The organism is Microcella putealis (assembly GCF_004216575.1).
Taxonomy (GTDB): domain Bacteria; phylum Actinomycetota; class Actinomycetes; order Actinomycetales; family Microbacteriaceae; genus Microcella; species Microcella putealis.
Map to the genome: position 1 here is coordinate 471,347 of NZ_SGWW01000003.1, position 17,851 is coordinate 489,197.

Below are 17,851 nucleotides of genomic sequence, written 5' to 3' on the forward strand. Positions count from 1 at the left end.
CCGTGTCTGACACCACCCCGCCCGCGACGCCCGACGCGCCGTCTTCTGCCGCGCCTCCTGCTGAGCCGCGCCCGAAGCAGACCCTCGCCATCGTCTCGCTGGTGACCGGCATCGTCGGCGTCGTCTTCTCGTTCGTCGCGGGCCTCGGCATCCTGCCCGCCATCGCGGGCGTCGTGACCGGCCACATGGCGCTGAAGCGTGAGCCCCACGCCCGTGGCTTCGCCATCGCGGGCCTCATCACGGGTTATGTGGGTCTCGCCCTGTCGATCGTGTTCGCGGTCGTGATTCTGGCCCCGCTGATTCTGGCCTGGCTGTTCATCGCGAGCTTCGGCGCGATCGGCGCCGGCCTCTGACCATGCTGGCGCCGACAACCGCCGGGCTCGCGATCTCGTTTGGCGCGATCGCCGGGTACGTCGTGTATGGCGTCGTCGCCGTCATGGTTGTCACGATCATCGTGCGGGTGGTCGTGCGGCTGGTGCGCCGCAAGCCGGTTCGCGACGTGCTGCGCCCGATTGCCGAGGCGGGTGCCGTGCAGTCCCGCGCCTACGGCTTCGACCCGGTCTCGCAGATCGCGTCTGAGTCAGACGCGCTCGGCGAGCAGCGCGACCCGCTCGGCCCCGACCCGGGTGAGGAACAGCGTCGCTGACCCGCTGCCCGACAGCTTCAGGGTCTTCCGAAACTCCGCCGGGTCGATATCGACCCCGCGCTTCTTGATTTCCAGCGTGCCGATGCCGCGGTCGGCGAGGCCGCGCACGATTGTCTTCTTCGTGAGCGGCCAGCGCTCGACGATGCGAAAGGCCGTCGCAAACGGCGTCGCGGTGAGCGTGTCGTTCGTGAGGTAGGCGATGGTCGGATGCACGGGGTGCGCATCCATTCGCCTCGCGAGATCGCCGATCAGGCGCGCGCGAATCACGGCGCCGTCGGGTTCGTAGAGGTAGTTGCCGAGGGGCCCGGTCTCGACGTCGGCGCTGTCGGCGGGCGCCGTCATTTCGTGCGCGCGGCCGTCGGCGCTGAGCACGAGGGCGGCGCGGCGCACGTTCTCGCGCGCGAGTGCGCCCGACCACAGCACGACTTCGACCACGTCGCCGCTGTCGCTCACCCACTGGGCCTCGTGGCTGTCGGGGATGAGCCCGCGATCCATCGCGGGGGCCAGCTTGATGCCCGCCGGGCGCTCGCGCGACAGCTCGAGGGCGACGTCGAGCGACGGTGACCAGTCGTCGGGGCGGCTGAGCTTACGGGCCCCTGCCCGGCGGGCGGGGTCGAGCCAGAGCGCGTCGACGTCGTCGAGCGACACATCGGCAAGCTCGGCGTTGACAACGCGTGCCGCCTCGAAGGGGGCCAGGTTGTAGCCGGCGATCGCGGCGGTCGCCTCATCACGCTCGACCGCCGTCACCGTGAGCTCAAGCGAGGCGAGCGCCAGCGCGTCCCCGCCGATGCCGCAGCCGAGGTCCGCCACCCGCGTGAGCCCAGCGCGGGCGTAGCGGCCGGCGTGCTGGGCGGCGACGCGCAACCGCGACGCCTGCTCGAGCCCCGCCTCGGTGAACAGCATGCGCTGGGCGAACGGACCGAACTTAGCCTGAGCCTTGCGGCGCAGACGGTACTGCGTGAGAACGGCCGCCACGCGCCCGGGCGGGTGGCCCTCTTTGCGCAGTCGCGTCACGAGGGCGACCGCGTCGGCGGGCACCTCGCTGAGCGGGAGCGTGTCGAGGAGGCGCAACGCCTCGGGCGTCAGCAGCTCACGCAGCTCGGCGGTGTCCATGGGTCGATCCTGCCAGTCACCGCCTCGAACGCCGCCCCGTGCCCATCGCTGGCACTCGGATTGCGTGAGTGCTAACCGCTTGGGTACAGTTGTCTCTGGCACTCGAGCATCGAGTGTGCCAATTCTTCCCTCATCGTCGTAAGAAAGAAGAGGTCAACCGTGTCGGTCTCCATCAAGCCGCTCGAAGATCGCATCGTCATCAAGCAGGTCGAGGCAGAGCAGACCACCGCGTCGGGTCTCGTGATCCCCGACACCGCGAAGGAAAAGCCCCAGGAGGGCGAAGTTGTCGCCGTCGGCCCCGGCCGCATTGACGACAACGGCAACCGTGTTCCGCTCGACGTCGCCGTCGGCGACCGCGTGCTGTACTCGAAGTACGGCGGCACCGAGGTCAAGTACGACGGCCAGGAATTCCTGGTGCTGTCGGCCCGCGACGTGCTGGCGGTTGTCGTCCGCTAATCGCGCCTCGCGCATCCTCGTAACGACCCCCAGCCCTCGTGGCTGGGGGTCGTTTGTTTCCGAACTAGAGTGACGAGGTGAGCGAGCAGCGCGAGACGAGCAGGGGCTACATCGCCGCCGTCGGTGCGTACGGCCTGTGGGGCCTGCTGCCGGTCTACTTCATCCTGCTGCAGCCCTCGGGCGCGGTCGAGATCGTCGCCTGGCGCATCCTGCTGTCGCTGATCTTCTGCCTCATCCTGCTCGCGGCAACGCGCACCTTCGCGCTACTCACCACGCTGCTGCGCAGCCGGCGGGTGATGGCCCTGAGCATGCTGACGGCCTTCCTCATCGGCATCAACTGGCACGTGTACCTCTGGGCGTCGCTCAACGGCTACATCGTCGAGGCGGCCCTCGGCTACTTCATCAACCCGCTCGTCTCGATTGCGCTGGGCGTGATCTTCCTCCGCGAGAAGCTGCGCCCCGCGCAGTGGGTCGCCGTCGGCATCAGCCTCGCCGCGGTGATCGTGCTCACCGTCGGCTACGGCCGCCTGCCGTGGATCGCGCTGCTGCTCGCCTTCTCGTTCGGCTTCTACGGCTACGTCAAGAACCGCATGGGCAAGCAGGTCACGGCCGTTGCGGGGCTGACGCTCGAGTCGGCCTGGCTTGTTCCGCTCGCCATCGCCGAGCTGGTCGTGGTCGGCCTGTTCTTCGGCGGGCTCACCATGGGGCGTGAGGGTGTGCCGCACGCGATCCTGCTCGGGCTCGCCGGGGTCGTCACGGCCGTGCCGCTGCTGTTCTTTGCGGCGGCGGCCCGCCGACTGCCGCTCAGCGTGCTCGGCTTTTTCCAGTACTTTGCGCCGATCCTGCAGTTCCTGTTCGGCGTGTTCATCATGCTCGAGCCGATGCCGCTCGAGCGCTGGATCGGCTTCGCCCTCGTTTGGCTCGCGCTTGTCGTGCTGAGCGCCGACGCCGTGCGGCAGCGCCGCCGCACGCGCTCGCGCCCGACGGGCGACGAGTCTTCGCTCACGGGCCCGGTCCAGACGGTCTGACCGCCAGCGCATCCGAACGGATGCTCGCGCGGCGCCCGCGTATCGCGTCGCTACCGCGCGAGCTCCGTCAGCGCCGCATCCAGCTCGGTCAGGAATCGATCGCGGTCGCCGACCGAGAACGGCAGCGGCGGCCGGATCTTGAGAGCCGTGTTGTGCGGCCCGGAGGCGCTGATCAGCACCCGCCGCGCGCGCAGGGCGTTGACCAGGCGGATGGTCGTCGTCTCGTCGGGTGCTCCCGTCTCGGGGTCGACGATGTCGAGCGCCGCGTAGAGGCCCCGGCCTCGGGCGCCTGCGGCGTGCGGGTGCCGGGTCGCGAGCTCGTCGAGCCCGGTAAGCAGGCTTGCCCCGAGTATTTCGGCGTGCGCCGGCAGTTGCTCGTCGTGCAGCACCTCCCAGGTGGCGCGCGCCGCGGCGACGGCGACGGGGGTGCCGGCGAAGGTGTTGAAGTAGCGCACCTCGCGGCCGAACGGCTCCATGACCGAGCGTCGCGCGGCGAGACCCGCGACGGGGTACCCGTTGCCCATCGGCTTGCCCATCGTGAGCAGCTCGGGCTCGAGGCCGTGCAGCGCACTGCCCCAGAGCGCCGGCCCGAGGCGCCCGAACCCGGGCTGCACCTCGTCGGCGATCACGAGTCCACCGGCGGCGCGCACGAGGCGCGCGAGCTCCGCGAGAGCGGTCTTTACCCCAGGGCTCGGGGCGACGAAGCCGTCGCTCGCGAACGCCGTGTCGATGAGCAGCGCGGCGACGCCGTCGCCCGAGGCGACGAGCGCGTCAATCGCCCGCCGCGCATCCTGAACCATGGCGGAGCCGTCGCCGACCGGCGGCGCGATCAGCTGCACGTGCGCGCCGAGCGCATCGATGCCGCCGAGGGAGGGCGACACCTCCGCGACGGCCGCCGTCACCCCGTGATAGGCGTGCCGCGTGACGAGCACGCCCCGGTTTCCGGTTGCGTGCCGCGCCACGCGCAGGGCGAGGTCATTCGCCTCGCTGCCGGTACAGGTCAGGCTCAGGGTGTCGAGGCCGGCGGGAAGGGCGGCGAGCAGGGTCTCGGCGTAGTCGATGAGTGAGGCGTCGAGGTAGCGCGTGTGCGTATTGACGCGCGCCGACTGCTCGGCGATTGCCGCCGTGACGCGGGGGTGCGCGTGCCCGACGCTCGGCACGTTGTTGTAGACGTCGAGGTAGTCGTCGCCGTCGCGGGTGTAGAGCTTCGTGCCGGCGCCGCGCACAAACTCGAGAGGCTGGGCGTAGAACAGGCGGTAACTGGGTGCCAGCACGGCTTCGCGCCGGTCGACGAGCTCGCCGGTGTGCGCGTCGAGTGCGGCGCGGTGCTCGGGGCGGTAGTAGGTCGATGGTCCGATCACGGGGCGGCTCCGAGCTCGTCGGGGGCGGGATGCGCGGTCAGCGTCTCGAGCTCGACGCGCAGCCGGGCGAGGTTGCGGCTCGCGTACGCGGCCCGCTCGGCGTTCGCCGCCGCGACCGCCGAATTGAGGGCGGCGCGCTGCGCGAGGCGGAGCAGCACGAGCGGGGCGATCAGGGCGCGCTCGGTGTCACTGAGTGGCTCGCCGAGCGTGGCCCAGTGCGCGGCGGCTCCGCCCACGAGCGCTGCGGCGGGAGCCCACGCGCTGTGATTGCCGGCGAACTCGGGGTCGGCCGGGTTGGCGACGCCGCCCGCGTACGACGCGGCAACTGCGAGGTCGGCGACCCGCGGGGTGAGGGTCATGTCGCCGAAGTCGAGCAGCCCCGTGACGCGGAGGCCCGGGCCCGCGCCCGGCGGCGCGACCAGCACGTTTTCGCCGTGTGCATCGTTGTGAGCCAGCACGCGGGGGAGGGCGGCGAGCCGGGAATGGATGCGCGTGCGCGCGTCCGCGAGCACGGCGCGCGCCAGCGTGCGCAACGCGGCATCGTCGATCGCCCCGCTCGCGCTCTCGGCGGAATCGATCTCCAGCAGGTTCCAGGGCGTCGGCGCGGGCGCGAGCGCGGCCGGGAGTCGCGTGCCGGCCGCGGCGACGGCGTGCGCCAGCGTGGCCTGCGTCGTGCCGAACGTGCGCAGCTCGGCGGCCGATCGCGGGCGGGTGTTCCATGGCTCGCCCTCGAGCCAGCTCAGCATGCGGGCGAGTCGTGGCCCATCGGGCGAGTCGACGATTGCCCGTGCGGCGCCGTCCCGGGTCGGCAGCACGCGGCTGACGGGAAGGGCGGGGGAGTGGGCCGCGAGATCCGCGAGCACCGTGAGCTGCGCATCCACCGCGGCGGCGGGGTCGGCGGGGTGCGCGATCTTCAGCACCGCGCGTGCCCCGTCGCCAATGTCGAGCCGGAAGCTGTCGTCGCGCTCGGTGGCCAGCCGTGTCACCGAGCGAGGAGTGAGCGACCAGTGCTGACGCACGATGGCGGCCGCCGCGTCGACCGACAGCGCGGTCGAGCGAGCGGTCAGCGTCGAGGCGAACGCGGCGGGGTTGGCCACGATCGTCAGCCTAGACCGGCGGGCGCCCGAACCTGTGGCGGGATGCGCGGGGCGCCCCGCGCGGGATGGCCGCTGCCCGCGGTCGCGCGGGTAGTCTTCCGGCGCTGACACGTTCACGGAAGGACCCCGATGCGCCGCACCGCCCCCGCTCGACCCGTCATGACGCGTGCGCGCGCCGTGCCCGCCGCCCTTGTCGCGGCGGCCCTCGTGTTGGCCGGCTGCACCGGTGAGCCGGAGCCCATGCCGACGCCGACCGCCTCGCCCGAACCGTCGCCGACGCCGTTCCGCACCGCGGCGCCGAGCGGTGACGGCGTGCTGGTCGTCGGCACGCTGCTGCCGACGGCTGGTGACACGGCCGGTGTGGCCGCCGCGCAAATTGCGGCCGTTGAGACGGCCGTGCGGGAACTTAACGAGGCGGGAGGCGTGCTCGAGCAGCCGGTGACCGTCGTGCACCGTGACTCAGGCGCCGAGCCCGGCGACCAGCTGGCCGCCGCGGTTGCCGACCTCGTCGCGCGCGGCGTCGACGTCGTCATCGGCCCGAACACCGGCCCGCTCGTCGAACAGGCGCTGCCCCTGCTGGCCGAGGCCGGCGTTGCGCTGGTGTCGACCGGCGCGACCGGTTCAGCCGAGCGCGCCGCCGACGCGGCCGGGCTCTTCGCCCGCGTGGTGCCGGGTGACGCCGTGCAGGGTCGCGCCCTCGCGGCCACCGCCGTCGCCGCCGGCGCCGAAACGGTCGCCGTCGTCGCCAGCGACGACCCGTACGGGGCCGACATGACCGCCGGGGTCGACGCGGCGCTTGCCGACGCCGGGCTCGAGCCCGCCACCGTCATCACCGTCGCGGGCACGAGTGCGCCGGCCGGCCTGGCCGATGCCGCTGAGGCCGACGCCGTGATCGTCGCGACGAGCGCTGCGGTTGCCGCGCTCACCGGCGGGATGCTCAGCACCCTTCTCGACGCTGGTCTCGCTCCCGACGCCCTCTTCCTCGGCAGTGCCGCAGCCGTCGATTACTCGGCGGGCCTCGACGCCGGGGCGCTAGAAGGAGCGCGCGGTGTCGTCGTCGGCGCTGCGGTCGACGACGAGTTCGCGGCGCGGCTCGCGCTCGCCGATCCCTTCCTCGACTCGTACCCCTACGCCGCCGAGGCCTACGACGCAGTGCTGTTGGCGGCGCTCGCCGCGACGGTCCTCGCCGACGAGGGGGGCGCATCCCTCATCGCCGGTCTTCCGCAGGTGGCGAGCGAGGGGGCGCCCTGCTCGAGCTACGGCGAGTGCCTGCAGTTCCTCGTCGATGAGCCCGACGCGGGCCTCAACTACGAGGGTCTCGCCGGGCCGCTCGACATGACCGTCGACGGCGACCTCGACATCGACGGCGTCGTCATCGGTCTGTACACCGCGGAGAATCGCGTGGTGCGCGGCGGTGTCTCGAGCGACGAGTAGGGATGCGCGCTCGGCGACGCCAGAATCGTCGTCGCGATCGATGCGGAATTCGTAGCGTGAACCGGTCGTTCCGCGCGAAAACCGTGTGTGCATCCCGCCTTTGATAACGATTCTGGCCGTTACAGGGATGTAACCCGTGCGTATTGTGTGACAGCGTTTCGCCCCGTACGTTGGGCAAACGGCAATGAATCCATTGCTGTGTCCTGAATGCACGAACGAAACCCAAGGAGCACCATGGGCGTTTTCACCACGGCCCGCCGCTCGCGGTTCCGCACTGTCCTCGGAGGCGCTGGCCTCCTCGCCGCTAGCGCGCTTGTGCTGGCGGGCTGCGCGGCAGAAGCAGGAGAACCCGCGACCGACGACAACACCTCGGCCCCCACGACCCCCGGCGAAGACCTGGCACTGAAGGTCGGCACGATCCTTCCGCAGTCCGGTGCCCTCGCCTTCCTCGGCCCGCCGGAAGAAGCGGGTGTCAACCTCGCCGTCCAGGAGGTCAACGAGGCCGGTCTCGGCATCTCGGTTGAGGCCATCCTCCGCGACTCGGGTGACACCACGACAGACATCGCCACCGTTTCGGTGACCGACCTGCTCTCGCAGGACGTCTCGGCCATCATCGGTGCCGCGTCGTCGGCCGTGTCGCTGACCGTGATCGACCAGATCACGGGCGCGGGCGTCATCCAGTTCTCGCCGGCCAACACCTCGGCCGCCTTCACTGACTACGACGACAACGGTCTGTACTTCCGTACGGCTCCGTCTGACGTTCTGCAGGGTGAGGTGCTCGGTAATCTCATCGCCACCGATGGCATCGCGACCCTCGGTCTGCTCGTCCTGAACGACGCCTACGGCACCGGCCTTGCCGAGTTCACCTCTGGCGCGTTCGAGGCCGCGGGTGGCACGGTCGTCGCCGAAGAGCTCTTCAATGAGGGCGACACGAGCGTCGACGCTCAGGTCTCGGCGCTCGCCGCTGCTGACCCCGAGGCCGTCGCTGTCATCACCTTCGACCAGGCGAACTTCGCTCTGCCGGCCCTCGTCAACGCGGGCTTCACGGGCGAGCAGCTCTACCTCGTCGACGGCAACCTCGCCGACTTCAGCGGTGTCTTCGAAGACGGCCTCATTGAGGGCGCCAAGGGCACGCTGCCGGGTCTGGATGTTGCGACGCTCGGTGATTTCCAGGACCGCCTCCTCGAGGTGGACCCTGCGCTCACCGACTACAGCTACGCAGCCGAGTCGTACGACGCTGTGATCCTGCTCGCGCTCGCCGCTCTGCAGGCTGGCTCGACTGACGCAGCCGCGATTGCTGCCGAGCTCCAGGCGGTTTCGGGTGGCGCCGGCGACGGTGAGAAGTGCAACAGCTTCGCTGAGTGTGCTGAGCTGATTGCTGCCGGTACGGCGATCGACTACGACGGCCCCTCGGGCCCCATCACCTTCGACGAGAACGGTGACCCCACGGAGGCGACGATTGGCATCTACCAGTACGGCGCTGACAACAACTACACCCGCATCAACTAAGTGACTCGTCACTCAGTCTGATCGGCTGAGGAAGGCCCCGGGAGCATCCGCTCCCGGGGCCTTTCCCGTTGTCAGCCCGCCTGCTGTCAGCGCGCAGAGCGACGCCGCGGCTCGCCCCGCTGAGGGCGGCTGACGCAACGCGAAGGGCCCGGGAGGATCTGATTCCTCCCGGGCCCTTTCAGCGGCGCTGTACGGCCGCCTGTGGCGTTATTCCTGCCCGAGCGTGCCCAGGTAGAGCCCGATGACCTTGGGGTCATTGAGCAGCTCACGGCCGGTGCCCTCGTAGGCGTCGGTGCCCTGGTCGAGCACGTAGCCGCGGTCGCAGATCTGCAGGCAGCGGCGCGCGTTCTGCTCGACCATGATGGTCGTCACGCCCGCCTTGTTGATCTCCTTCACCCGCAGGAACGCCTCGTCCTGACGCACGGGCGAGAGCCCCGCGCTGGGCTCATCGAGCAGAATCACCTCGGGGCTCATCATGAGCGCCCGGCTCATGGCCACCATCTGACGCTCACCGCCCGAGAGCGACCCGGCGCGCTGGCCGAGACGCTTGCCAAGCTCAGGGAAAATGCTCACCACGAAGTCACGACGGTGCGCGAACTCCTTCGGGCGCAAGAAGATGCCCATCTGCAGGTTCTCTTCGATCGTCAGCGTCGGGAAGACGTTGTTCGTCTGCGGCACGAAGCCAACACCCTTCGCCACGAGTTTGTTGGCCTTGAAGTTGGTGATCTCGTCGCCGTACAGCGAGATCTTTCCCGAGCGCACCTTCACCAAACCGAAGATCGACTTCAGCAGCGTCGACTTTCCGGCGCCGTTCGGGCCGATGATGCCAATCAGCTCGCCATCGCGGGCGGTCAACGAGCAATCGGTAAGGATGTTGACCCCGGGCAGATACCCAGCGGTGATGTTGTCGACGTGGACGACAACCTTGCGGTTGTCGACGGCTCCGCCGGTCGCCTCAGTGCTTGACGTCGTCGGCGTCGTCATCGGCCAGCTCCTTCACTGCTTCGGTGATGCTCGGGTCGAGTTCGCCCAAGTCTTCGTCGTGGTGCGAGCCCAGGTAGGCGTCAATCACGGCGGGGTCCTTCATGACCTCGTGCGGGTCGCCTTCGGCCACCACCTTGCCCTCAGCCATCACCACGACCCAGTCGGCAATGTGCCGCACCATGTGCATGTCGTGCTCGACGAAGAGCACGGTCATGCCCTCCTTCTTCAGGTCAAGAATGTGGTCGAGCAGTGACTGCGTCAGAGCCGGGTTCACCCCGGCCATGGGCTCGTCGAGCATGACCAGCTGCGGCTGGCTCATGAGGGCACGCGCCATCTCAAGCAGCTTGCGCTGACCACCCGACAGGCTCGCCGCGTAGTCGTCCTTCTTGGCATCCAGCTTGAAGCGCTGCAGCAGATCGAGCGCGCGCGCTTCGATCTCCTGCTCTTCCTTCCGCCAGATCCAGGGGAAGAGCGCCTTCGCGAGGCTTTCGCCGCTCTGACCCTTCGCGCCGAGCTTCATGTTGTCGAGCACGGTCAGAAGCCCAAGAGCCTTCGTCAGCTGGAATGTGCGCACCTGGCCACCGCGGGCGACCTTGAAGGCGGGAACGCCGGCGATCTTCTTGCCATCGAAGGCCCAGTCACCGGTGTCGGGCTTGTCGAAGCCCGTCAGCAGGTTGAACAGCGTGGTCTTGCCCGCGCCGTTCGGCCCGATGAGTGCGGTGATCGCGCCGCGAGGAATCTCGAGGTGCGCGACGTCGACCGCCGTGAGGCCGCCGAACGAGCGCTTGATGTGGTCGGCGACGATGATGGGGTCGACCTTCTTGACACCGGGAGCAGGCTCGCCGACGTGGAGGCCGGTCGTCTTCTGGGGCGTGCTCGAGGGCATCGCGTCACTACTTGACAAAAGCCAGCTCCTTCTTGTTTCCGAAGATGCCCTGTGGCCTGAATATGACCAAGAGCATGATCACGACACCGACGAGAATGAACTGCAGCTGACCAGCCTGAACGGTCGACATGAACGGCAACCAGCCCACCTCGACCGCGCGGGCGACGAAGCCCGAGAAGAAGCTCAGCGACACCCAGAACACGATCGCGCCGATGATCGGGCCAAGCACCGTCGCCGCACCACCGAGCAGCAGGATCGCGTAGATGAAGAACGTCAGCGTCGGCTGGAAGTTCGACGGCACGACCGCGCGGGGCAGCACGAATACCATGCCAGCGAGCGAGCCGAAAACGCCACCGAGAATCAGGGCCTGCATCTTGTAGAAGTAGACGTTCTTGCCCAACGCGCGAACAGCATCCTCGTCTTCACGGATGCCCTTGATGACGCGGCCCCACGGAGACTTCATCAGGCGCCACGTGATGAGCGCCGCGACAATCACGAGGCCCCAGCCGAAGATGCGCACCCACCAGTCGTACTCGTTGTAGGTGAAGGGTCCGACGCCGTATGTGCCCGCGGGAATCGGGTTGACGTCTTCAAATGAGCCCTTGTAACCCTGCAGGCCGTTCGCCGAGCCGGTGTACTCCACGAACGTGTTCGTCGTGAACATCAACCTCGCGATCTCTGCCGCCGCGATCGTCACGATCGCGAGATAGTCAGCCCGCAGTCGCAGGGTGGGCACACCCAGAATCAGCGCGAAGATGATCGAGACGCCGATGCCGACAAGGATCGCCGCCCACCAGGGGAACCCGAAGGTCAGTGTTGAGATGGCGTAGCCGTAGGCGCCGAGCGCCATGAAGCCCGCCTGGCCGAAGTTCAGCAGGCCGGTGTAGCCGAAGTGAATCGCCAGGCCAAGCGCCGCGAGGGCGTAGGCGGCGGTGACGGGGCTCAGGATCTGCTGAGCCGCGTTTCCGAGGAGTTGAATCCAGTCGATCATCGCGTGTCCCTAACCGATCCGTTCCTTGCGGCCCAACAAGCCCTGCGGGCGCAACAGCAGCACCACGATCAGGACCACGAGGGCTCCGACGTACTTCATGTCCGCGGCGATCACCAGGGTCGACATCTCGACGAAGAGACCCACGATGATCGAACCGATGAGGGCTCCGAACGCGGTGCCGAGACCGCCCAGCACCACGGCGGCGAAGGTGAGCAGCAGGATTTGGAAGCCCATGTCCCAGCTGACGCCGGGGCGGAAGTAGCCCCAGAGAATCCCACCCAGGCCCGCGAGACCGCCCGCCATGACCCACACGATGCGAATCACGCGGTCGACGTCGATTCCGGATGCGGCGGCCAGCGCAGGGTTGTCGCTGACGGCGCGGGTCGCCTTCCCGAGGCGCGTGCGCAGCAGGAAGTACGCGACGGCGAGCAAAACCACGATCGAGATGAGCATCGAGGCGATGTCGATCCAGCTGAGACCGAAGAAGTCGGTCGAGAACTGCGTGCTCGTGGCGAACGGCAGCTGGCGCGTCTCACCGCCGATGAAGAACTGGTAGATGTATCGGCCGGCGAGCGAGAGGCCGATGGACACGATCATCATCGGAATCAAACCCACGCCACGTTTGCGCAAAGGCTTCCAGAGGGCCGCGTCGTTCGCCCAACCCATCGCCATGCTGAGGATTAGCGCGATCAGAATGGCGAGCGGCAGCGGGAACTCGAGGAACACGCCGAAGACCAGCACCATGATCGCGCCGAAGGCGACGAGCTCGGCGTGCGCAAAGTTGCTGAGGCCTGTGGTGCCGAAGACCAGGGAGAGGCCGATCGCGACCAGCGCGAGCAGCAGACCGAAGTTCAGGCCCAGGAAGAAGCGGTCAACGATCTGGCCGCCAACACTGGTCGTGTTGCGCTGCCCCTCGCCGATAAAGAAGTTCGACGGCACGTTGCCGCTGGGGCCGACGGTCGCTTCACGAATGTTGGGGGTGGGGTTCTCGCCCGACTCGTCGATGACCGCGATGCCCTCGGGCAGCGTCGACTCGTCGAGGGTGACGGTGTAGGTCTCGCGCTCGGGGACACCGATGGCCCATCGGCCCTCAGCGTTCGTGATCGCCTCGGCCGACTGGCCGGGGCCCTCGACGGTGATGCGAACGCCCTCGAGGGGCTCGCCGTCGAGTCGCACGATTCCGCTCACTTGGAACTCGTTGTCGTCGAGACCGACTTGCGATGTTGCGTGTGCCGGCGAGGCAGACAAGAGCGCGACGGCGGCGAACAGCACCGCCAGCAGGGTCGCGACAAGTCGTGGCCATCGCCGGCTCGTCGGTGTGGTTGCAGCGTGTGCCACGAAACCTCCAGGTCGTTTCGGGTCGAGGCGCGCAGCCCCGCGGGCCAGGTGGCCCGGTCCGTCAGCGTTGACGATAGGACTCACACGTTGCCGCCGTGTTTCGCGACGAAATGCGAATCCGCGTAGTCATTATGGCCACGGAATACGTTCCGGCCTAACCCGCTTAAGCTGGAGTACCGGATTCCAGCGTCGCATCCGGCCCATTCCACGCGACCAAGGGGACTCATGGACCAGCCCGACCCGTTCGGCTTCGTCGGCCTTACCTACGACGACGTCATGCTGCTGCCGGCCCACACCGACGTGATTCCGTCGGAAGCCGACACGACTTCGCGACTGACGAAGCGCATCCGCGTCTTTGCGCCGCTTATTTCTTCCGCGATGGACACCGTGACAGAGTCGCGGATGGCGATCGCGATGGCCCGCCAGGGCGGGCTCGGGGTGCTGCACCGCAACCTCTCGATCGACGACCAGGCCGAACAGGTCGACAAGGTCAAGCGCAGCGAATCGGGCATGATTACCAATCCGGTAACGACCACGCCGGATGCGACGGTCGCCGAGGTTGACGAGCTGTGTGGGCGCTTCCGCGTCTCGGGGCTGCCGGTCGTCGAGGGCGACGGAAAGCTCGTCGGCATCATCACCAACCGCGACATGCGCTTCGTCTCGCGCTTCGAGGCGGCGACGACGCTCGTCCGCGACGTCATGACGCCGACGCCCCTCATCACCGGCCCGGTCGGCATCAGCCAGAACGAGGTCGTCGCGCTGTTCGCGCAGCACAAGATTGAGAAGCTGCCCCTCGTCGACGAGTCGGGCCGACTCAAAGGCCTCATCACGGTCAAAGACTTCGACAAGTCAGAGCAGTACCCGAACGCCACCAAAGACGACGAGGGTCGCCTGCGCGTGGGTGCCGCCATCGGCTTCTTCGGCGACGCGTGGGACCGCGCCGGTCAGCTGCGCGACGCGGGTGTCGACGTCATCGTGGTCGACACCGCGAACGGCGACAGCCGCGGAGTGCTCGAGGTCATCGCGCGCCTGAAGGGCGACCCGGCCTTCGCCCACATCGACGTCATCGGCGGCAACGTCGCCACCCGCTCGGGCGCGCAGGCGCTCGTGGGTGCTGGCGCTGACGCCGTCAAGGTCGGTGTCGGTCCCGGCTCCATCTGCACGACCCGCGTCGTCGCGGGCGTCGGTGTGCCGCAGGTGACGGCCGTCTACGAGGCGTCACTCGCGGCCCGCACGGCCGGGGTGCCGGTCATCGCAGACGGCGGCCTGCAGTACTCGGGCGACATCGCGAAGGCGCTCGTGGCGGGTGCCGACACGGTGATGCTCGGCTCGCTGCTCGCCGGCACCGACGAAAGCCCCGGCGACCTGATCTTCGTCAACGGCAAGCAGTTCAAGTCGTACCGCGGCATGGGCTCGCTCGGCGCCCTGCAGACCCGTGGCACGAAGACCTCGTACTCGCGCGACCGCTACTTCCAGGCCGATGTGCCGAGCGACGAGCAGCTCATCGCTGAGGGCATCGAGGGCCAGGTGCCGTACCGCGGCCCGGTGGGCTCGGTCGTGTACCAGCTGCTCGGCGGCCTGCGGCAGTCGATGTTCTACACGGGCGCCCGGACGGTCGACGAGCTCAAGGTGCGCGGCAAGTTCGTACGCATCACGGCCGCCGGCCTGAAGGAGTCGCACCCGCACGACATCCAGATGGTGGTCGAAGCGCCGAACTACCGGCGTTAGCGGGGCGCGGCGCCGCCCGCGCGGTCGTCGCGGAGGCCGTGCCGCGCCCGCCCGAAGCCACGCCGCGGCCGCGCGGGCCCGCCCGCGCAGCCCCCGCTGTCGTCCCTGCGCGGCGTCCACCCGCGCGTCCGCTTAAACGTCGGGCGCGAACGAAACCTCTGTGAGGAATGCGCGTTTGAGGCCGTGCGAATGCGACGACCACGGGCGCGGATTCCCCCATGGTTGTCGGCTTCGCACGTCCTCCCCATCAGATCGCGCGCGGCAGGCATCCGCAGAACCTCGGGTCGCGGCGCGTCACGTCGGTCGGCTCGCCATCGTGCCGGGATGCACATCGATCCGGCTCTCAACGCTGACGGACTCTTAGTTGCTCGCGACTCTGTGCTTGCGGGTGCAGACACACGGTCGCTGCAGCGCGCTGCCGCACGGGGAGACCTCCTCAGACTTGCGCGCGGCGTCTACACGACACCCGAATTCTGGGCGCACTGCGATCGTCGGGAGCGGCACGTGTTGCGCTGTCGCGCCGCGGCAGAGCGACTCGGTTCCCGCCTCACGCTTGCCGGGCCATCGGCGGCAGCAGTACTCGGGCTCGACCTGGCTGCGCAGTGGCCGGATGCGGTGTGTGCATTGACGACGCCCGCGGACGGTACTCGGCGGCGGGGAAACATCATGTGGTGGGCGAGCCCGCAGCACGATCGTCATGTGCAGGATCTGGGGTGGGTGAGAACGACCGATCCACTGCGAACCGCGACCGAAATTGCGGCGCGGACACCGTTTGTGGCCGGGCTCATTACTGCCGACTCGGCGCTCCGTCACGAGCGATACCGGGGTCCAGGCGTCGGTGGCGAACGCTTCATGGAGGTTGCCCGGGCGATCGCCATTCGGCGAGGCACGCGACGCGTTCGCCGGGTAGCGGAGTTCGCCGATGGCAACGCGGAGTCGGCGGGGGAGACGTGGACCCGTGCGGCCCTTGAGCACCTCGGCGCCCCGCCTCCCGAGCTTCAGGTCGACGTGTTGGACGGGCGTGTGTGGGTTGCGCGCGTCGACTTCTGCTGGCCAGCTCGCAAAATCATCGTCGAGTTCGATGGCGAGAAGAAGTATCGTGCCGCGCTCCGGGCCCCGGAGCGGACGGTCGAGGATGTCGTCATCGAGGAAAAGAAGCGCGAAGACCGACTCCGCGAGGCCGGTTGGGCGATCGTTCGTGTCGTGTGGGGCGACCTTCGGGAGCCAGATCGTTTGCGACGGAAGCTGCGACGAGTGTGCCTCATCGCCTAGTCCGAGTATTGGCTCGTGTGCGCAGGCGACGCGCCATCCGGGTGGGAGCGTGCGGTTGCGACAACACCGTGCGCGTCTGCGCCCGTGTTTGTCGTTGGCGCACGTCTTTAGTCGCAGGGAGTCGAATGCGGCGCGGGCGGCACCGCACGCGGGGTTCGCCGTGGGGATGACCGTGCGACGGCGGGGCGCGCGCGGGCTACCGTCGTCACGTGAGCGACACCCAGATTCTTCGGCAGGATGACCCGCGCGTGCCCGAGCTGCTGGCGCAGGGTTATCGGCTGGTCGGCGAGAGCTGGGGTGCGACGCTGCGCCTTCCGGCCGACGTCGATCTCTCGAGCTACACAGCCCGCGTCGACGCGCTGCGCGCCCGCGGCATCGGGGTGCGAGAGCTCGACGACGCGTTCGCCGTTGCGCTCTACGAGCTCGAGGTGGCAACCAACCCCGACTACCCGTTCACGCCGGCGACGCACCAGGCGCTGCCGACTCGCGCGAGCATCCGCGCACTGTGGGCAGACGGTAAGCGCGTGTTTGGCGCGATCGACGACGGGATGCTCGTGGGCGCGATCGTCTGGACTCCGGCGGGCGATCTGGTCGACAACGACTTCGCCTCGGTACGGGCGTCGCATCGCGGCAGCGGCGTCGCCTCGGCGATCGCCGCGCTGTCGATCGTCACGCTCGCGGAGGATGGTGCCCGCACCTTCACGGCGGGCGGGGCGGCCGTGAACGCGGCCAGCCTCGCCCTCGTGCGCGCCGCCGGCTTCGAGGTCGACGAGCGGTGGGGCAGCTACGTTCGCGCGCGAGCGGGGCGGCACTGACGCCCAGGCCGCCCACGCCAGTCCTTACCCGCCCGATAGGCTGGGCAAGTGATGGAGATCGAGATCGGGCGGGCCAAGCGGGCGCGGAGGGCGTATTCCTTCGACGACATCGCGGTGGTGCCGAGCCGCCGCACCCGCGACCCCGAAGTGGTGTCAATCAGCTGGACGATCGACGCCTACTCTTTCGATACGCCGGTCATTGCGGCCCCGATGGATTCCGTCGTGAGCCCCGCCACCGCCATCACGATCGGCCGCCTCGGTGGCCTGGGCGTGCTCGACCTCGAGGGCCTCTGGACGCGCTACGAGGACGCCGACGCCGAGCTCGACCGCATCCGTCAGCTCGACCCCGCCGCGGCGACGGCCGAGATGCAGCGCATCTACGCCGAGCCCATCAAGCCCGAACTGATCCGCCAACGGCTCGCCGAGATCCGTGAGGCCGGGGTGCCGGTCGCCGGTGCCCTCAGCCCGCAGCGTACGCAGGAGCACTTCCAAGACGTGGTCGACGCCGGTGTCGATCTGTTTGTGATCCGCGGCACCACGGTGAGCGCCGAGCACGTCGCCCGCGATCGCGAGCCCCTGAACCTCAAGAAGTTCATCTACGAGCTCGACGTGCCCGTCATCGTGGGTGGGGCCGCGACCTACACCGCGGCGCTACACCTCATGCGCACCGGCGCTGCTGGCGTGCTCGTCGGCTTTGGCGGCGGTGCGGCCAGCACCACGCGTCTGAGCCTCGGCATCCACGCGCCGATGGCCACGGCCGTCAGCGACGTCGCCGCGGCGCGCCGCGACTACATGGACGAGTCGGGCGGCCGCTACGTGCACGTCATCGCCGACGGTGGCCTCGGAACGAGCGGCGACATCGTCAAGGCCGTCGCGATGGGTGCCGACGCCGTCATGCTCGGCTCGGCCCTCGCCAAGGCGACCGACGCCCCCGGCCGCGGCTGGCACTGGGGCGCCGAGGCGCACCACCCCGAACTGCCGCGCGGCAACCGCGTCGCGGTCGACCAGCTGGCGCCGCTCGAGCAGCTCATGTTCGGCCCGTCGAGCCACGCCGATGGTCAGGTGAACCTCATGGGGGCGCTGCGCCGCTCGATGGCGACGACCGGCTACTCCGACTTGAAAGAGTTCCAGCGGGTCGAGGTCGTCGTCGCGCCCTACGAGTCGCGCTAGGCGCAGCTCCCGCGCCGGCGCCG

The 17,851-nt window shown here is 69.0% G+C and carries 17 protein-coding genes; 10 read left to right on the forward strand and 7 right to left on the reverse strand.

Features of this window, described 5'->3' with window-relative positions; genetic code table 11:
- The first annotated feature begins 2 nt into the window (after positions 1-2).
- Complete coding sequence (locus EV141_RS09750; protein ID WP_185740116.1) at positions 3-353, forward strand: DUF4190 domain-containing protein; 351 nt, start codon at positions 3-5, stop codon at positions 351-353.
- A 2-nt stretch (positions 354-355) separates the two neighbouring features.
- The gene (locus EV141_RS09755) at positions 356-646 is read left to right on the forward strand and encodes a hypothetical protein (RefSeq protein WP_130485743.1); all 291 of its coding nucleotides are present in this window, start codon (positions 356-358) and stop codon (positions 644-646) included.
- Here the strand turns inward: EV141_RS09755 and EV141_RS09760 are convergent.
- On the reverse strand, positions 581-1,759 hold the full coding sequence (locus tag EV141_RS09760) for a class I SAM-dependent methyltransferase (protein WP_130485744.1): 1,179 nt from the start codon (positions 1,757-1,759) through the stop codon (positions 581-583). The two genes, EV141_RS09755 and EV141_RS09760, sit on opposite strands and share 66 nt — an antisense overlap.
- A gap of 159 nt (positions 1,760-1,918) precedes the next feature.
- Between EV141_RS09760 and groES the strand changes: the two genes are divergently transcribed.
- Both groES and rarD read left to right on the forward strand, forming a co-directional pair.
- Positions 1,919-2,215, forward strand: a complete 297-nt coding sequence (groES, locus tag EV141_RS09765; protein WP_130485745.1) for a co-chaperone GroES — start codon at positions 1,919-1,921, stop codon at positions 2,213-2,215.
- A gap of 77 nt (positions 2,216-2,292) precedes the next feature.
- On the forward strand, positions 2,293-3,243 hold the full coding sequence (rarD, locus tag EV141_RS09770; RefSeq protein WP_130485746.1) for an EamA family transporter RarD: 951 nt from the start codon (positions 2,293-2,295) through the stop codon (positions 3,241-3,243).
- Positions 3,244-3,293: 50 nt separating this feature from the next.
- On the opposite strand, the gene EV141_RS09775 is transcribed toward rarD, so the two are convergent.
- Positions 3,294-4,604 (reverse strand): aspartate aminotransferase family protein, encoded by a 1,311-nt coding sequence (locus EV141_RS09775; RefSeq protein WP_241969201.1) that lies wholly within the window; start codon positions 4,602-4,604, stop codon positions 3,294-3,296.
- The gene (locus EV141_RS09780) at positions 4,601-5,701 is read right to left on the reverse strand and encodes a phosphotransferase (protein WP_157985541.1); all 1,101 of its coding nucleotides are present in this window, start codon (positions 5,699-5,701) and stop codon (positions 4,601-4,603) included. The genes EV141_RS09775 and EV141_RS09780 overlap by 4 nt, the downstream gene beginning before the upstream one ends.
- 129 nt (positions 5,702-5,830) lie before the next feature.
- On the opposite strand from EV141_RS09780, the gene EV141_RS09785 reads away from it, so the two are divergent.
- Together EV141_RS09785 and EV141_RS09790 are read left to right on the forward strand one after the other, a co-directional pair.
- Positions 5,831-7,135, forward strand: a complete 1,305-nt coding sequence (locus EV141_RS09785) for an ABC transporter substrate-binding protein (RefSeq protein ID WP_130485748.1) — start codon at positions 5,831-5,833, stop codon at positions 7,133-7,135.
- Positions 7,136-7,369: 234 nt separating this feature from the next.
- Positions 7,370-8,644, forward strand: a complete 1,275-nt coding sequence (locus EV141_RS09790) for an ABC transporter substrate-binding protein (RefSeq protein WP_130485749.1) — start codon at positions 7,370-7,372, stop codon at positions 8,642-8,644.
- Positions 8,645-8,851: 207 nt separating this feature from the next.
- Here the strand turns inward: EV141_RS09790 and EV141_RS09795 are convergent, their stop codons facing one another.
- Genes EV141_RS09795 through EV141_RS09810 form a run of 4 tightly spaced genes read right to left on the reverse strand, consistent with a single transcriptional unit; the run spans position 8,852 to position 12,777 of the window.
- Complete coding sequence (locus tag EV141_RS09795) at positions 8,852-9,628, reverse strand: ABC transporter ATP-binding protein (RefSeq protein WP_130485750.1); 777 nt, start codon at positions 9,626-9,628, stop codon at positions 8,852-8,854.
- Positions 9,600-10,514 (reverse strand): ABC transporter ATP-binding protein, encoded by a 915-nt coding sequence (locus EV141_RS09800; protein WP_130485751.1) that lies wholly within the window; start codon positions 10,512-10,514, stop codon positions 9,600-9,602. The genes EV141_RS09795 and EV141_RS09800 overlap by 29 nt, the downstream gene beginning before the upstream one ends.
- Before the next feature lie 7 nt (positions 10,515-10,521).
- Complete coding sequence (locus EV141_RS09805; RefSeq protein WP_130485824.1) at positions 10,522-11,502, reverse strand: branched-chain amino acid ABC transporter permease; 981 nt, start codon at positions 11,500-11,502, stop codon at positions 10,522-10,524.
- 12 nt (positions 11,503-11,514) lie between these two features.
- Positions 11,515-12,777 carry a branched-chain amino acid ABC transporter permease gene (locus EV141_RS09810; protein WP_241969202.1) on the reverse strand — a complete coding sequence of 421 codons (1,263 nt, stop codon included), beginning with the start codon at positions 12,775-12,777 and terminating at the stop codon, positions 11,515-11,517.
- Positions 12,778-13,068: 291 nt separating this feature from the next.
- Here EV141_RS09810 and guaB point away from each other — a divergent pair, with 291 nt between their 5' ends.
- From guaB to EV141_RS09830, 4 genes are all read left to right on the forward strand, one after another.
- Positions 13,069-14,571: an IMP dehydrogenase gene (gene guaB, locus EV141_RS09815; protein ID WP_130485753.1), complete on the forward strand. Its 1,503-nt coding sequence runs from the start codon at positions 13,069-13,071 to the stop codon at positions 14,569-14,571.
- Positions 14,572-15,288: 717 nt separating this feature from the next.
- Positions 15,289-15,843 carry a hypothetical protein gene (locus EV141_RS09820; protein ID WP_130485754.1) on the forward strand — a complete coding sequence of 185 codons (555 nt, stop codon included), beginning with the start codon at positions 15,289-15,291 and terminating at the stop codon, positions 15,841-15,843.
- Between the two features lie 209 nt (positions 15,844-16,052).
- A complete protein-coding gene (locus EV141_RS09825) occupies positions 16,053-16,658 on the forward strand; it encodes a GNAT family N-acetyltransferase (protein WP_130485755.1) in 606 nt (201 codons plus the stop codon).
- Positions 16,659-16,709: 51 nt separating this feature from the next.
- Positions 16,710-17,828: a GuaB3 family IMP dehydrogenase-related protein gene (locus EV141_RS09830; protein WP_130485756.1), complete on the forward strand. Its 1,119-nt coding sequence runs from the start codon at positions 16,710-16,712 to the stop codon at positions 17,826-17,828.
- The last annotated feature ends 23 nt before the right edge of the window (positions 17,829-17,851 follow it).

Excerpts from the sequence above, each read along its gene's own strand:
- EV141_RS09755 (WP_130485743.1), top strand. The coding sequence starts at position 356 with ATGCTGGCGCCGACAACCGCCGGGCTCGCGATCTCGTTTGGCGCGATC.
- EV141_RS09760 (WP_130485744.1), bottom strand. The coding sequence starts at position 1,759 with ATGGACACCGCCGAGCTGCGTGAGCTGCTGACGCCCGAGGCGTTGCGC.
- EV141_RS09785 (WP_130485748.1), top strand. The coding sequence starts at position 5,831 with ATGCGCCGCACCGCCCCCGCTCGACCCGTCATGACGCGTGCGCGCGCC.
- EV141_RS09790 (WP_130485749.1), top strand. The coding sequence starts at position 7,370 with ATGGGCGTTTTCACCACGGCCCGCCGCTCGCGGTTCCGCACTGTCCTC.
- EV141_RS09795 (WP_130485750.1), bottom strand. The coding sequence starts at position 9,628 with ATGACGACGCCGACGACGTCAAGCACTGAGGCGACCGGCGGAGCCGTC.
- EV141_RS09800 (WP_130485751.1), bottom strand. The coding sequence starts at position 10,514 with ATGCCCTCGAGCACGCCCCAGAAGACGACCGGCCTCCACGTCGGCGAG.
- guaB (WP_130485753.1), top strand. The coding sequence starts at position 13,069 with ATGGACCAGCCCGACCCGTTCGGCTTCGTCGGCCTTACCTACGACGAC.
- EV141_RS09830 (WP_130485756.1), top strand. The coding sequence starts at position 16,710 with ATGGAGATCGAGATCGGGCGGGCCAAGCGGGCGCGGAGGGCGTATTCC.